Annotated in this window: 13 protein-coding genes and 1 pseudogene; 5 read left to right on the forward strand and 9 right to left on the reverse strand. The window is 73.0% G+C overall.

Annotated elements, in window-relative coordinates:
• Window positions 1-195: 195 nt before the first annotated feature.
• The 5 genes from ABZU52_RS16810 to ABZU52_RS16830 all read right to left on the reverse strand — a co-directional run bounded on the left by ABZU52_RS16810 (window position 196) and on the right by ABZU52_RS16830 (window position 5700).
• Window positions 196-483, reverse strand: a complete 288-nt coding sequence (locus ABZU52_RS16810) for an Lrp/AsnC ligand binding domain-containing protein (protein WP_354971921.1) — start codon at window positions 481-483, stop codon at window positions 196-198.
• Between the two features lie 78 nt (window positions 484-561).
• Window positions 562-1431: a sugar phosphate nucleotidyltransferase gene (locus ABZU52_RS16815; protein ID WP_354971922.1), complete on the reverse strand. Its 870-nt coding sequence runs from the start codon at window positions 1429-1431 to the stop codon at window positions 562-564.
• Entirely contained in the window at window positions 1428-1970 is a 543-nt protein-coding gene (locus ABZU52_RS16820; protein WP_354971923.1) for an NUDIX domain-containing protein, read from the reverse strand. Before ABZU52_RS16820 ends, ABZU52_RS16815 begins: the two co-directional genes overlap by 4 nt.
• A gap of 52 nt (window positions 1971-2022) precedes the next feature.
• Complete coding sequence (locus ABZU52_RS16825; protein ID WP_354971946.1) at window positions 2023-3816, reverse strand: HD domain-containing protein; 1794 nt, start codon at window positions 3814-3816, stop codon at window positions 2023-2025.
• A gap of 129 nt (window positions 3817-3945) precedes the next feature.
• Window positions 3946-5700 carry a DEDD exonuclease domain-containing protein gene (locus ABZU52_RS16830; protein WP_354971924.1) on the reverse strand — a complete coding sequence of 585 codons (1755 nt, stop codon included), beginning with the start codon at window positions 5698-5700 and terminating at the stop codon, window positions 3946-3948.
• A gap of 127 nt (window positions 5701-5827) precedes the next feature.
• Between ABZU52_RS16830 and ABZU52_RS16835 the strand changes: the two genes are divergently transcribed.
• Window positions 5828-7273, forward strand: a complete 1446-nt coding sequence (locus tag ABZU52_RS16835; protein ID WP_354971925.1) for an NYN domain-containing protein — start codon at window positions 5828-5830, stop codon at window positions 7271-7273.
• Between the two features lie 84 nt (window positions 7274-7357).
• Window positions 7358-7927 carry a hypothetical protein gene (locus tag ABZU52_RS16840; RefSeq protein ID WP_354971926.1) on the forward strand — a complete coding sequence of 190 codons (570 nt, stop codon included), beginning with the start codon at window positions 7358-7360 and terminating at the stop codon, window positions 7925-7927.
• A gap of 253 nt (window positions 7928-8180) precedes the next feature.
• On the opposite strand, the gene ABZU52_RS16845 is transcribed toward ABZU52_RS16840, so the two are convergent.
• Window positions 8181-8615 carry a hypothetical protein gene (locus ABZU52_RS16845; RefSeq protein ID WP_354971927.1) on the reverse strand — a complete coding sequence of 145 codons (435 nt, stop codon included), beginning with the start codon at window positions 8613-8615 and terminating at the stop codon, window positions 8181-8183.
• A 320-nt stretch (window positions 8616-8935) separates the two neighbouring features.
• On the opposite strand from ABZU52_RS16845, the gene ABZU52_RS16850 reads away from it, so the two are divergent.
• The 3 genes from ABZU52_RS16850 (at window position 8936) to ABZU52_RS16860 (ending at window position 11691) form a co-directional block, all read left to right on the forward strand.
• Window positions 8936-9154 (forward strand): hypothetical protein, encoded by a 219-nt coding sequence (locus ABZU52_RS16850; RefSeq protein WP_354971928.1) that lies wholly within the window; start codon window positions 8936-8938, stop codon window positions 9152-9154.
• A gap of 156 nt (window positions 9155-9310) precedes the next feature.
• On the forward strand, window positions 9311-10570 hold the full coding sequence (locus ABZU52_RS16855) for a M48 family metalloprotease (RefSeq protein ID WP_354971929.1): 1260 nt from the start codon (window positions 9311-9313) through the stop codon (window positions 10568-10570).
• The gene (locus ABZU52_RS16860; RefSeq protein WP_354971930.1) at window positions 10567-11691 is read left to right on the forward strand and encodes a glycosyltransferase family 4 protein; all 1125 of its coding nucleotides are present in this window, start codon (window positions 10567-10569) and stop codon (window positions 11689-11691) included. Before ABZU52_RS16855 ends, ABZU52_RS16860 begins: the two co-directional genes overlap by 4 nt.
• A 13-nt stretch (window positions 11692-11704) precedes the next feature.
• On the opposite strand, the gene ABZU52_RS16865 is transcribed toward ABZU52_RS16860, so the two are convergent.
• The 3 genes and pseudogenes from ABZU52_RS16865 to ABZU52_RS16875 all read right to left on the reverse strand — a co-directional run bounded on the left by ABZU52_RS16865 (window position 11705) and on the right by ABZU52_RS16875 (window position 14862).
• The gene (locus tag ABZU52_RS16865; RefSeq protein WP_354971931.1) at window positions 11705-12367 is read right to left on the reverse strand and encodes a lysophospholipid acyltransferase family protein; all 663 of its coding nucleotides are present in this window, start codon (window positions 12365-12367) and stop codon (window positions 11705-11707) included.
• A gap of 20 nt (window positions 12368-12387) precedes the next feature.
• The gene (locus ABZU52_RS16870) at window positions 12388-12972 is read right to left on the reverse strand and encodes a TetR/AcrR family transcriptional regulator (protein ID WP_354971932.1); all 585 of its coding nucleotides are present in this window, start codon (window positions 12970-12972) and stop codon (window positions 12388-12390) included.
• A 232-nt stretch (window positions 12973-13204) separates the two neighbouring features.
• Window positions 13205-14862 (reverse strand): annotated as a pseudogene (locus ABZU52_RS16875) (bifunctional diguanylate cyclase/phosphodiesterase).
• Window positions 14863-14878 lie beyond the last annotated feature (16 nt).

Raw genomic sequence — 14878 nt, forward strand, 5'->3', positions numbered from 1 at the left:
CGGCGCCGCTGACCCCCCGGGCCGGGGGGGGCCCCCCCCCCTCGCCCCCGCCCCACAGCACGACCGCACGCCCCCCCGGGGCCGGGTGGCCCCCCCCGGGGGGGCCCCCCACCGCTCTGTGCGCGCCGCCGGCCGGGCCCCGAAACGGCTGCGCGCCGCCGTACGGCCGGCACGGGTCCGCGTACGGCGAGCGGGTCAGTCGGCGCTGGCCAGGCCGATCGCGAACGTCTCCTCCAGATCGTGCTGGGAGTACGCCCGGAAGGCGATGTGCGAGTCGGTGTTGAGCACGCCCGGGACCTTGGAGATGTTGCCCGCGATGACCTGGGCGATCTGGTCGAACTCGCGGACCCGGACGATGGCGATGAGGTCGACGTGCCCGGCCACCGAGTAGACCTCGCTGACACCGGGAAGGTTGGCCAGGGTCTCCGCCACCTCGGGGATCGCATCGGTGGCGCAGTCGATCAGCACGATCGCGGTGATCACGGGGCATTTCTCCGTTCGTCGGTGTCGTCGCCCATGCTAGATGTTCCGGCCGAGACCGGAGGCGGGAGCCGTCGGGGCTCAGCCCTGGGCGGCGCAGGGCACCGTCAGGTCGCTCCCGGCCCGGATCACGTTCCGCAGCCGCTCGTCGGCGCGTACCGTCGCGCCCGGCCACACCACAGTGCGGAACACGTCGCCGTCCACCCGCGCGCCCGCGCCGACGACCGACCGCACGCAGCGTCCGGTCACCGTCGCGGTCGGGTCGACGAGAGCGCCACCGGCCGCGGCGTGCAGATTGGCCGCCAGGTAGTCGGCCGGGGTGCCGGTGTCGAAGAAGGTGCCCGGATAGGGCACCACCTCCAGGGCGCCCGTCGCCTCGGCCGGCCGCCACACCGCGCGGACCAGGTCCGAGAAGACCACCGGCAGGTCCCGGACCAGCCGCCAGGGCAGCAGCGAGAAACCGGTGAAGCAGTGCCCGGCGAAGGTGCCCGGAGCCGCCGGGTCCGCGGCGGGCTGACCGAGCAGGCGTACGGTGTGCCCGTCCCACCCGTCGAGCAGGGCGGCCACGTCCGGGCCCGGGGGAACGGCCGGGTCGGCGAGGTACGCGTCGGCGTTGCCGACCAGCACCGGCCGCCCGTTGATCCAGTCCCGCAGGTTGGCCACGCCACCCGCGGTGCCCAGCGGGTCGCCCGGCTCCACCGACACGTGCGCGCGGTCGCCGACCTGCGCCACCACCTGGTCGCCGAGGTAGCAGGCGTTCACCGCGACCCGGTCGGGACCGGTCAGGCCCAGGCCGGCCAGCCGCGTCAACGCCCGCTCCAACAGGGGTACGTTGCCCACCGGGCAGAGGGCCTTGGGCACCCGTTCGGTGAGCGGGCGCAGCCGGGTGCCCTCGCCGGCGGCGAGTATCACCGCGCACAGCTCCGCCGGCACCCCGGCCACGCCGGTCACGGGGTGTCGTCGGGCACCGGTGGCGGGAACTTCCCGGCCAGCGGCCCGATGTCGTAGTAGGCGAGCAGCCGGGCCGTCGGCCAGGTCAGCTTGGGCAGGTCGTCCAAGGGGTGCCAGGCGGCCTCGAAGACCTCCCCGCCGTCGACTGTCAGCTCGGTGCTGGACGCCGGCACCTCGGTCTCGAAGACCATGTCCACCCAGCCCTTGGCGTGCACGATCGCGTTCGGCACCGCCGGGCGCAGCCGGGACGGGGGGAGCCGGATGCCGGACTCCTCGAACAGCTCACGGGCCGCGCCCACCACCGGGGGCTCGCCCCGATTGAGCAGGCCGGCGGGGAGTGACCAACCCTTGCCGGGCGGCTGGCGCAGCATCAGCAACCGACCCGCGCCCGTCGCCTCGGTGTCCCGGACCAGGGTCACCGCGCCGACGATGTACTTGGGCACGGCCAGCCGGACCAGGCGCCGGCGTACCGGCAGCGGCAGCCGGTAGAAGGCCTGGTAGAAGAGGGCCCGACCGGTGGCGCGGGAGCGGGGGATCATGACTCCAGGCTAGTGGTCACGAATGTCCTTCGGACGCACTGGGGCCGCCGGGTCACTGGCGATGGTCGACCAGGTCGATGAGCTGGCGGACCACGGTGTCCGGTTCGATCACCCGGTCGAAGACCGCGACCAGCAGGGTCTCCAGGTCGGGGTAGCCCAACTCCTCGGAGAGGCGCAGCAGCGGCAGGTCACTGGCCAGGCCCCGGTTGTGCTGGCGCAGCGCGAGCCCGATCGTGGCCCGACCGAGGCGTACCTTGTCGCTGATCGTGATGCCCGGCTCGGTGTGCTCGGCGAACCACCTGTTGATCTGCATCTGCGCGTGCGGTGACTTGACGAAGCTCAGCCACTCCCGGCGGGGGCCGCGCGGTGCCACCCCGGCCTCGAAGCCGTTGTCGCCGTCGTTCTCGGTGAAGATCTCCACCACGTCGCCCTCGTCCAGCTCCGAACTGAGCGGGGCCAGCCGACCGTTGATGCGGGCGGCCAGGCAGTGGTCGCCCCGGTCGTTGCCCAGCTCGTAGGCGAGGTCGACAGGCGTGGCGCCGGCCGGCAGCACGACCTGCCGCCCGTCGGCGAAGACCTGGATCTGCCCCTCGGCCAGGTCGCAGCGCAGCGACTCGTAGAACTGTGCCGGGTCGGCGGCGTCCGGCTCCCAGTCGAGCACCCGGCGCAGCCAGTCCAACTGCTCGGCGCGGGCCGCGGCGCTGCCGCTGCCCGAGCGGGGAAAACGGAAGTCGGCGGCGATGCCGTACTCGGCCGAGCGGTGCATCTCCTCGGTGCGGATCAGCACCTCCACCGTACGGTCCTGCGGGCCGCAGACGCTGGTGTGCAGCGAGCGGTAGAGGTTGTTCTTCGGTGAGGCGATGAAGTCCTTGAAACGGCCGGGCACCGGTCGCCAGGTGCCGTGGATCGCGCCCAGCGCGGCGTAACAGTCGGTGGCCGGGCCGTCGACCACCACCACGATGCGGGGCAGGTCGTACGGGGCGGTGTGGCCGCCGGCGATGGTGTCCTTCCAGATCGAGTAGAGGTGGCGGGGGCGGGGGCTCACCTCGGCGTCGACCCGGCTGCGGCGCAGCGCCACCCGGGCCCGGGTGACCACCGAGTCGAGGTACGAATCCCAGCCCGGCCGGTCGTGCACGTGTCGGGCCAGCCGGGCGTGCTCGTCGGGCTCGAGGTGCAGCAGCACCACGTCGTCCAGCTCGCGTTTGAGGGTCTGGATGCCCAGCCGGTCACAGAGCGGGACCAGCACCTCCTGGGTCTTGCGGGCGATCCGTTCCCGCGACGACGCGGAGCGCACCCCGAGGGTGCGCATGTTGTGCAGCCGGTCGGCCAGCTTGATGATCAGCACCCGGACGTCCTTGGCGGCCGCGACGATCATCTTGCGGATCGTCTCCGCCTCGGCGGCCTTGCCGTAGAACGCCTTGTCGAACTTGGTCACCCCGTCGACCAGGTGAGCCACCTCGCCGCCGAAGTCCTCGGCGAGTGCCTGGAGGGTGTAGCGGGTGTCCTCCACGGTGTCGTGCAGCAGCGCCGCGACCAGGGTGGTGGTGTCCATCCCCAGCTCGGCGCAGATCTGCGCCACCGCGAGGGGATGGGTGATGTACGGCTCCCCGCTCTTGCGGAACTGCCCGCGGTGCATGTTCTCCGCGATCGTGTAGGCACGGCGCAGCACCGCGGGGTCGGTGCCGGCGTGGATGCCCCGGTGGGTGCGCACCAGTTGGGTTACCGGGTCGGAGTCGGTGGTCGGCCAGCTGAGCAGCGACCGCAACCGGCGGGCGAGCGGCAGCTCACCCGGCTGTGTCGGCAGGGCGCCCCCCAGGGCGGCGCCGTGTCCGGCGTCGACGTCCACGAGGGACACCTCCTCACCCCGGCTCCGCATCGCCGAGAACCCGGCGGCGGGGAGCAGGCCCACGAATCGGGCAGGACTGCACTTCTCTAACAGCCTAAGCGAGTCGACGTAGTCCGATCGGTCAGTTGGTCATGAGCGTTCGGTCGAGAGTTGGTGGGACGCGCCGCTCTCGGCCTTCGCCAGCAGGTCACGGAACCGGGCCGCGCCACTCGCCGGAGAGGACCAGCCGGAGGACATCTCGACGAGTCGGGTCTCCGGTCGCTCCAACCAGGACAGGATCCGCTCGGACTCCTCGGCGGTGGCGGCCGGCACCGGACCATGCCCGCCCGACACCGTCTCCGCGGTGGCCCGGATCGTGGTCAGCGTGGGCCGGGGGTGCACGCCCGGCGGGGACACCCCCGCGCCGGCCAGCCGGCCGTGCCGGACCAGCGCCAACTCCCAGCCGCCCCCGGCGGCCGGACGGGCCGCCGCCAACTCGACGATCCCGGTCAGCGCGGCCAGCCGCTGCATCCGCACGGTGGCCCGCAGCACGGCGGCCAGCCGGGACCGCACCACGGCGGCCTCCTCGTAGCGCTGGTCGGCCGAGAGCACGTCGATCCGGGCGAGCAGCGCGTCCACCACCGGCTGGGGGTCGCTGGCAGTCGCGGTGCGGAAGGGCGCGGCGGCGCTGTCGTCGTACTCCTCGGGGGTGATCCTGTGTTCGCAGGGTGCCGGGCAGCGACCCAGCTCGGCCAGCGCGCAGGCCGGCGTGACGGTGCGCAGCGAGAGCCGGTGTGTGCACTGGCGCAGCGGCACCGCGTCGTGGAAACCGGCGGCGGCCAGCTCGGCGGCCCGCCGGGAGGTGAACGGCCCGAGGTACGCGGTGTCGGTGGGGGCGAGCTCGCGGACGATCGACAGTCGAGGGTACGGACCGTCGGTCAGCTTGAGCCAGACCATCCGTTCGGGGTATTTGCTTCGCCGGTTGTACGGCGGGGCGTGCGCGGCGATCAACCGCAGCTCACGGACCTCCGCCTCCAACGAGTGGGCGCACTCCACCGCCTCGACCCGCTCGGCCGCGCCCAGCATCTCGGAGATCCGGGCCCGCTTCTCGCCGGCGGTGAAGTAACTGCGCACCCGGGTGGCGATGTCGACCGAGGTGCCCACGTAGAGCGGCCGGTCGTCGGCGGCCCGGAAGATGTAGACCCCGGGGACCCTGGGCAGCCCCTCGGCCAGGTGCCGTTTGCGGCGCTGGGTCGGGGTGACCGCCCGGGCGAACTCGATGGCGTCGCCGACCGTGTCCACCCGGTGCCCACCGAGCCGACCGATCAGCCCGTGCAGCACGTCGACGGTGGCCTTCGCGTCGTCCAGCGCCCGGTGGGTGGGCTGGGTGGCGGTGCGGAAGTAGGCGGCCAGGGTGCCGAGCTTGCGGTTGGGCACCTCGTCGCGGGTCAGCACCCGGCGGGCGAGCGCCGCCGTGTCCAGCACCCGGGGGTTGGGCCAGCGGTAGCCGTGCTTGGCGCAGGCGGCCTTGAGGAAGCCCACGTCGTACGGGGCGTTGTGGGCCACCAGCACCGCGTCGTCGATGAACTCCAGGAAGCTCGGCAGCACCTGCTCGATCGGCGGGGCCGGCACCAGCATGGCCTGGGTGATGCCGGTCAGCACGGTGATGAAGGGCGGAATCGGCTGCCCCGGGTTGACCAGGGTCGCCAGCACCCCCAACTGCTCGCCACCGCGCACCTTGACCGCGCCGATCTCGGTGATCCCGCCGCCGTCCGGCGCGCCGCCGGTGGTCTCCAGGTCGACCACCACGAAGGTCGTCGCGTAGAGCGGCAGCGCCGGGTCCACCCCGCCCACCGCCGGGTCGAGACCGGCCAGTGACTCCTGGACGTACTCCGCCTGTGCCATCGGCGGCACGCTAGCGCCCCGGTCCGACACTCCCGTCACAGCCGTCCCAACCGTCACCATGGGGCTAGGATGAGAGATCGGCTCACTCACCGGGCGGTGGGCCCGGTCGCGGTGGGAGACTTGCCACATGCCCCTCACCGAGCCGTCCGACGACCACCTCCCGCAGGAGGATCCGGTCGCGCTCGACGGTGCTGCGGGCGACCCGGACGACAACGTAGTCAACGACACATCCGGCGCATCGGACCCGACGGCGGGCGTCAGCGCCGAGCCGGAGCCGACCCTGCCCGAGCCGGTCCGGCAGCGGATCGTGACGCTGACCGCGGCGGTGCTGCCCACCCTCCCCACCGAAGAGGTCCCGGTGCCGTTGCGCCGGGTGGCCAAGTTCGCCCCCAACCGACGCGCCCGGCTCGGCGCGCCGGCCATCGCCGCCCAGCTCACCGCCGACCCGCTGTTTCGGCAGCGGGTCACCGCGCGGGTGCTGGCCGACGCCGGTGACCTCGGTGCGGCCGTGGTCGAAGGCACCGCGCCGGCCGCCGCCGACCCGGTCGAGGTGGCCGCGCTGGCCTACCTGGCCCGGCCCCGTGGCTGGCGGGAGCTGATCGACGCCAGCGGCGCGGCCGTTCGCGCCGAGGCGGACAGCGCCGTCGTGGCCGAGTTGGTCCGCGAGGCCGAGCAGCGGGCCACCCGGGCCGAGCACGACCGCGCGGTGGCCCGGGTCGAGGCCGAGAAGCTCCGCGACGAGCTGGCCCGCGTCCGCGAGGAGTTGGGTCAGCTCCGTGAGGAGTCCCGACAGGTGGCCCGTACCCTGCGCGAGACCCAGGCCCGCGAGCGGAAGGCCACCGAGCTGCTGGCCACCGAGCGCGGCCGGGCCGCCCGCGCCAGCGCCGACGTGGACGCCGAACTCCGCCGCGCCCGGGCTCGGCTGGCCGAGGCCGAGTCCGCCGCCGGGGTGGCGCGGGCCAGCGCCAAGGAGGCGCGTTCGGTCGACGACGCCCGGCTCTGGCTGCTGCTGGAGACCATCGGCCAGGCCGCCGTCGGGCTGCGCCGGGAGCTCGCGCTCGATCCGGTGGACAAACTCCCCGCCGACTTCGTCGCCGATGCGTTCGCCGAGCAGCCGGGCACCGCCCCGGCCGGCCCGTCCGCGCGGGCCCGCGACACCGACGACCCGGCCCGGCTCGACCAGCTGCTCGCCCTGCCCCGGGCGCACCTCGTGGTGGACGGCTACAACGTCACCAAGCGTGGCTTCGGCGAGATGTCCCTGGAGCAGCAGCGCAAACGCCTGATCACCGGGCTGGGCGGGATCGCCGCGCAGACCGGCGACGAGGTCACAGTGGTCTTCGACGGCGCCGAGCGGATGCACGGTCTGCCGCCCGCGCCACGCGGCGTACGGGTGCTCTTCTCCCGCAAGGGCGAGACCGCCGACGAGCTGATCCGGCGGCTGGTCCGCGCCGAACCGGCGGGCCGGCCGGTGGTCGTGATCTCGTCGGACCGCGAGGTCGCCGACGGGGTACGCCGGCACGGGGCGTACCCGCTGGGCGCGGACTCGCTGCTGCGGCGACTCGCCCGCTCCTGACGTCTACACGACACGCTGGTTCCACATCCGCACATCCGGACTCACCATGGGCAGCTTCGGCGGCCCGGATGTGAGGACGAGTCAATGCTGGGAGTGTCACGGGAGGCGTTGCAGCGTTCCTATCAGTGGTCACCGGAGGTGACCGACGCCTTCCCGGCCTGTGCCCAGCTCATCGACAGGTTCCTGACCCTGCACCGCAGGCGCTACCGTCGGCTGGCGAGCCTGCACGTCATCTGGTTCAAGGTGATCGGTGCGATCGAAGTCGTACTGAGCATCACGCTGCCCCTGCTGTTCGTGGTGCAGATCATCCGCGACGAACACAAGAATTACGTCTTCCTCGCGGTGGTCAGCGTGGTGGTCGCCATCGCCGCCGGCCTCCGGAACTTCTATTCCTGGGACACGAACTGGCGGTTGTACCGGTCGCAGGAGTTCATCCTGGCTGGCCTGGTCGCCCAGTGGGAGGTCAGCATGCTGCAGATCCTGCGCGCCAATCCTGCCGACGCCCAGATTCTGGCGCTCGACGAGACGGCGGTTGTGCTGGCCCGACTCACCGAGCTGTTCGACCACGAGAACAGCACGTTGTTCAATGCCGTTGTTCCACCCGAGAGCGTCAAGAAGACCGTACGGGTAGCCCAGCCGCCGCCAGCGCCGTGATCGACACGAGTTTCATGAAGTTGGGGTGTTCGGCCGCTTGGGAGGGCCCGTCTTCATTGAACCGGAGTCGATCTCGCTCAAGCGATCTGTCGGACGGGGCCTCTGTCGTATGCGAGGTCTAGCGTTGCCGCTGTCGCCGACGGGAGGGTCCCTCCGTGACCTCGACGCGCAGGGTTGAGGCCTCACCCCTGCCGGGCCGGCGGCGCTGAGCTGCTCGGGCGTTCTGCCGGGTCGGCGCTCGGACCGTCGCCAGTCAGGTGGTCGGTAGTCGCCGGGCCAGTTCCCGACGCAGCACGTCGGGGCCCGGCCTCATCCAGGCGAGCCGGACGACCAGCTCGTAGGGGCCGCGTCCGCGGGTCGACCACTGCCTGGGTCGCATGGGCGGACGGGTCTGCTGCGGGTCGAGAGGCACGACCACCAGCCACGGATCCAGGCGCCCTCGAACCTGGGCGCTGGCCATGTTGACCCAGTCGATGCTGAGTCTGGTCCCGTTCGGCCCGGTTACGTGCAGCGTTTCGTCGGTCAACAGCAGCGGCAGGCGAGGCTGACGGCGCAGCTGCCAGTTGGTAGTCAGCGCGACGATGGCGCCGATCATGCCGAAGCGCAGCAGCACCTTCCACCACGCCTCGTCGAACACCACCGCGTAGAAGGCGGAGAGGGCCGCAGCGCCCAGCACGGCGAGAACCATGCTGAGGCGATGTCGGCGCGGGGAGTGCCGGAATTCCAGGACGGACGAAGCATCGAGGTCGGCCACCGTCGCCAAGTGCCCGGGTGGCCGGTCGACGAAACGATGCCCCTTCTCGTTTGATCGACACGGGCTTCGTGATGTCGGGCGTTCCGAACGGGTGGGATACCCCGATATCGCTGATCTGGAGTGGATCTAGCCCTGAAACGGGCGGTCGGACGGGGTTCCTGTCGTACCCGGTGGTTAGCGTCGATGTGACCGACGGTGCTCGGTCGACGACGACAGGGCGTCGACCGGGCATCGCGAGCCGACCAGGAGGCACGATGCTCATCGACTGCGACGGGTGCGCGAAGCGGGCCGACGGCTGCTCCGGCTGCCCACTGACCGCCCTGTTCGACGAGACGTCCCCGGCGGCCGGGTTGGTTGCCGCCGAGGTCGAGGCCATCGAGGTGCTCGCTCGGGCCGGCTTCGACGTGGAGGTGCTGGCCGCGCCCGCGCGCCCGCAGGCAGCTCGCCGTCGTGGCACCCGCCGCGTGGCCTGAGCCCGACACCGCGCCCGGAAGCGGGCTTTTCGCGGGCCATAGGATGAGCGGTCACGGCGGGAGGAGCGGCGCGATGAGCGGGGAACGACGGCACGACGGCGGGCTTGTCGACGGCGCGCTCGGTGGCGGCGTCACGGCCCGACAGGCGGTGTCGCGGTGACCCCGCGCGGGTGGGCGCTGCTGGCCCTGGCCGGGCTGACGATCGCGCTGGTCGTGCTGGCCGCGTTGCTCATCCCGTGGCACCGCCCGCCGGCACCGCGCGCCGATCAGCTCGCCGCGCTGGGCGACCTGCCGGCCGAGCAGGTGGCCAAGGGCCGCGAGTTCCGGGCCGCGCTGCGCCCCGGCGGCTACGCCGCGCTCGCCGTCGGGCTGCTGGTCGCCCTCGCGCTCGGGTTGACCCCGCTGGGCAGTCGCCTGGTCGAGCTGGTGGGCCGGCCGTTCGGCGGGCACTGGGCCGCGCAGGCGGTGCTCGGCGGGCTGGCGGTGGTGCTCGTCGCCGACCTGGTGACGCTCCCGTTCGCCGCCTGGCGGCAGAGCGTGCTCACCCGCTACGGGTTGAGCACCAACGGTTGGAGCGGCTGGGCGGTCGACCTGCTCAAGTCGTACGCGGTCAGCGCGGTGATCGGCGCGGTGGCGCTGTTCGGCTTCTACGCGGTCATCCGGCTCGCGCCGCGCTGGTGGTGGGCCTTCGGCGCGGCCGGTGCCGCGGTGCTGGTGGTGCTGCTGTCGTTCGTGCTGCCGGTGCTGGTGGAGCCGGTGTTCAACCGGTTCACCCCGATGGAGCAGGGCCCGTTGCGCACGGAGCTGATGAGCATGGCCGCCCGCGACGGGGTGCCGGTGCGGGACGTGCTGGTCGCCGATGCCTCCCGTCGCACCAGGGCGGTCAACGCGTACGTCTCCGGTCTCGGGCCGACCCGACGGGTGGTCGTCTACGACACGCTGCTGCGCGAGGCGACCCCGGCCGAGGTGACCGCCGTGGTGGCGCACGAGTTGGGGCACGCGAAGGACTCCGACGTGGCGGTGGGCACGCTGACCGGCGCGCTGGGTGCCGCGGCGGCCGTGGTGGCGCTCTACCTGCTCGGTTCGTGGGGGCCACTGCTGCGACTGGCCGGTGTCGACTCGGTGGCCCAGCCGCGCGCGTTTCCGCTGCTGGTCGCACTGGTCACGGTGGCCGGTCTGGTCGCCGCTCCGGTGCAGGCGCTGATGTCCCGTCGGGTGGAGGCGCGGGCCGACGCGCACGCGCTCGCGCTCACCAACGACCCGGAGTCCTTCGAGTCGATGCAGCGCCGGCTCAGCTCGGTCAACCTCGGCGATCCGGACCCGCCCCGCTGGGAATACCTCTATTCGGCCTCACATCCGTCCACCGTGGAGCGGATGGCCGCCGCCCGCGCGTACGCCCGGGAGGTCGGCCGATGAGCCGCACTCTGCTGATCACCAACGACTTCCCGCCCCGCCCGGGTGGGATCCAGTCCTTTGTGCACAACCTCGCGGTGCGTCAGCCGGCCGGCTCGGTGGTCGTCTACGCGTCGAGCTGGCGCGGGGCCGCGAAGTTCGACGCCGACCAGCCGTTCGAGGTGATCCGGGAACGCACCCGGGTGCTGCTGCCCACCCCGCTGATCGCCCGGCGGGCGGTCCGGTTGGCTCGCGCGTACGACTGCGACACGGTGTGGTTCGGCGCGGCCGCCCCGTTGGGGTTGCTCGCGGCCGGGCTGCGGCGGCGGGCCGGCATCCGCCGGGTGGTGGCGCAGACCCATGGCCACGAGGTCGGTTGGGCGGCGGTGCCGGCCGCCCGGCCGGCGCTGCGGCGCATCGGTCGAGGTGTCGACGTGACCACCTATCTCGGCGAGTACACCCGGAGCCGGTTGGCCCGTGTGCTGGACGGGGTGACCGAGCTGCGTCGGCTCGCGCCCGGGGTCGACGTGGACACCTACCACCCGACAGTGGACGGTGAACAGGTCCGGGCCCGGCTCGGGTTGACCGACCGGCCGGTGGTCGTCTGTGTGTCCCGACTGGTGCCGCGCAAGGGTCAGGACACACTGATCCGGGCGCTACCGGAGATCCGCCGCCGGGTGCCCGACGCGGCGCTGCTGATCGTCGGTGGCGGGCCGTACCGGGCGACCCTGGAGAAGCTGGCCCGACAGACCGGTGTGGAACGGGACGTGGTGTTCACCGGCTCGGTGCCGTCGGTCGAGTTGCCGGCGCACTACGCGGCCGGCGACGTCTACGCGATGCCGTGCCGCACCCGTAACCGCGGCCTCGACGTTGAGGGGCTGGGCATCGTCTACCTGGAGGCATCCGCGACCGGCCTGCCGGTGGTGGCCGGCGACTCCGGCGGCGCACCGGACGCGGTCCGCGAGGGCGAGACCGGCTACGTCGTACGCGGCCGGGACGTCACCCAGCTCGCCGAGCGGGTCGCCCGGCTGCTCGCCGACCGTGACCTGGCCCGCCAACTGGGTGCCGCCGGCCGGGCGTGGGTGGAACGGGAGTGGCGCTGGGAGGCGCAGGCGGAACGCATGGCGGCACTGCTCGCCGGCTGATCGCCAGCCGCGTTCAGCTCTCCCGGGCGGGCGCGTAGCGCGGCACGTACTCCTGGCCGGTGAGTTTCTGGATCGCCGCCATCACCTCGTCGGTGACCGTCCGGATGTCGCGCGGCCCGTTGATCCGTTCGGCGACCGGGATCGGCGGGCCGAACCGCAGGGTGACCGGGTGTCGACGGGGGCGCCGCGCGTCGACCGGCAGCACCTCGGCGGTGCCGAGCACGCCGACCGGGATGATCGGCACCCCCGCGTCGCGGGCCAGTCGGGTCATCCCGACCCGGCCCCGGTAGAGCCGCCCGTCCGGGGAGCGGGTGCCCTCCGGGTAGATGGCGACCAGGCCGCCGGCGCGCAGCACCGGGATGGCGGCGTCGAGGGCGCGCAGGGCGGCCCGGCCGCCGGCGCGGTCGACCGGGATGGCGCCCATGCCGGCGACGATCCGCCGGTTGAGCCAGCCACCCGGCCCCCGGCCGGTGAAGTACTCGACCTTCGCCCAGAAGGTGACGTGTCGGGGCGTCGAGGTGACGAGGAACCATTCGTCGGCGACGGACAGGTGATTGCCGGCGAGGATCGCGCCGCCGTGTCGGGGTAGATGCTCCAGCCCTTCCACCCGGGGCCGCCAGCCGAAGCGCAGCGCGGTGCCGACGGTCAGTTTGGTGACGTCGTACAGCAGGGGCACGTGTCCTCCGGGGTCGAGTGTCAGGCCGGCGCCGGGCCGAGGTGGGCTTCCAACGCGGCGCGCAGCAGGGCGTCGTCGTCGGTGGTGCCGGTGGCCAGCGGCAGGCTGCCCCAGGCCCAGAGTTGGGCGATGCCGTGCAGGTTCGCCCAGAGCGCGCCGGCGAGGACCGCCGCGGGCGCGTCGGTCGGCCGGCGCGCCCGCGCCACCAGGTCGGCCAGGACGGCGAACAGCGGCAGGCTCGTCTCGCGCAGCCGCAGCCGGCCGCTGTCCAGCAGGTCGTGGCGGAACATCAACTCGAACATGCCGCGGTGGGTCGCCGCGAAGTCCAGGTACGTCCGGGCCAGCGCGGTCAATCGGGTACGCGGATCCGGGTCGACGTCGCGCATGGTCTGCTCGACCCGGGCGGTGAGGTCGGCGAAGCCCTCCCGGGCGATGGCGGAGAGAAGGTCGACGTGGGAGGGGAAGTAGCGGCGCGGCGCCCCGTGCGAGACCCCGGCACGGCGGGCGATCTCCCGCAGCGACACCGCCGACTGGCCCTCGCGCAGCACCAGGTCCACCCCGGCGGCCACCAGCCGCGCCCGCAGGCCCGTCTCGTCCGCATCCATAGACACTGTCTACCAGGCGGCGTAGACAGTGTCTACCCTGCGTGTCGAGCGTGCTGGGCATGGCCGGAATCAGCGTGATGTCTGTGCGTCATCTTGATGACGCACAGACATCACCCTCAACGGAGAAACCCGACCCAGGCTCATCCCGTGCCTCGTGTGGATCTTGCTCGTCTGGGCAGCAGGTGAGCCCGGGCCAGCGGCGTTGCGCGGGCCCGGGGCCAGGGCCGGAGGTTCAGCGGATGCGGGCCAGGATGCGATCGGCGGGGGCGGGGCGGCCGAAGTGCCAGCCCTGGGCGGCGTCGCAGCCGATCGCGCGCAGCCGCTCGGCCTGCCCGGCGGTCTCCACCCCTTCGGCGGTGACGGTCAGGTCCAGCGCGTGCGCCAGCGAGACCAGGGACGCGAGGATCCGCTCGTCGGTGCGACCGACGGAGGGCGACCGCAGGCCGGCCACGAACTCGCCGGCCACCTTCAGCTCGGTCACCGGCAGGTCCCGCAGGTACGCCAGGTTGCTGTAGCCGGTGCCGAAGTCGTCGATGGCGATGCGTACGCCGAGATCGGCGAGGACCCGCAGGGCGCGTACCGGCTCTTCGGCGGTGCTCATCATCGTGCTCTCGGTGATCTCCAGTTGGAGTCGCTGCGGTGGCAGGCCGGTCTGCCGCAGCAGCGCCCGGACCTCCTGCACCAACCCGGGCCGGTGCACCTGCCGTACCGCCAGGTTGACGCTGACGAACGGCGCGGCGCCGCCCCCGGCCGACCATGCCTCGGCCTCGCGGCACGCCTCGGCCAGCACCCACCCGCCCAACTGGACGATCAGACCGGTCTCCTCGGCCAACCCGATGAAGCTGTCCGGCCGCAGCACCCCCAGCTCGGGGTGCCGCCAGCGGACCAGCGCCTCCACCCCGACCAGGCTGCCGTCGCGCAGCGAGGTCAGCGGCTGGTAGTCGAGGTAGAACTCGCCCCGCTCCAGGGCCGCCGGGATGGCCGCGGAGAGCGCGTACCGGGCCAGTTCACGTTGGTTACGCTCGGCGTCGTAGAGGGCCCACCGCGCTCCGCCGGCGGATTTCGCCCAGTGCAGGGTGCTGTCGGCGGCCCGCATCAGGTCCGTGGGGTTGGCCCCGGCCACCTGGCGCTCGACGATGCCGATGCTCGCCGAGATCTGCAGCTCGTGCCCGTCGACCAGGGCCGGGGTGCGTACCGCCGCGAGCGCCGCCTCGGCCACCGCGACCATGTCGTCGGTGCCGGCGGTGCGTTCCACCAGGATGACGAACTCGTCGCCGCCGAGCCGGGCCACCAGGTGCTCACCCATGGCCTTGCGTAGCCGCTCCGCCACCGTGGCCAGCAGCAGGTCACCGATCTGGTGCCCGAGGGTGTCGTTGACGACCTTGAAGCGGTCCAGGTCCAGGAAGCACACCCCGATCCGCTGCGCGCCCCGGCCCGGCTCGTTGATCGCGGCGGCGAGCCGTTCGGTGAACAGCGTCCGGTTGGGCAGGCCGGTGAGCGGGTCGTGGGTGGCCTGATGTCGGAACCGGGCCTCGCTGGCCCGCAGCGCCCGCTCGGCCTGGGTGCGGGCCTGCATCGCGGCGCGGCGGATCGACTCCTGCTCGTCGAGCGTCCGGTCGCGCAGCGCGCGGGCGTAACCGGTCGCCACGGCCGCCAGCAGCCGGGCCATCCGGTCCTCGACGTCCTCGGCCACCAGGCCCAGGTCGCGCACCAGGCGGAGCTGGATGACCTCGACGGTACGGCCCAGCCCTTCGGCGGAAGCGATGTGCGCGGCGACCAACTCGGCGCCGACCCGGTGCCCGGCACGCAGGTCGAACGGCTCGGTGAGCAACGCGCTGGCCAGTTGCCCGGTGAGCCGGTCCAGCAGGGACTCCAACTGGGCCTGGTCATCGGTAGGTAGCTGGTG

This window comes from Micromonospora sp. NPDC005220, assembly GCF_040607895.1.
In the GTDB taxonomy this organism is placed as follows: Bacteria; Actinomycetota; Actinomycetes; order Mycobacteriales; family Micromonosporaceae; genus Micromonospora.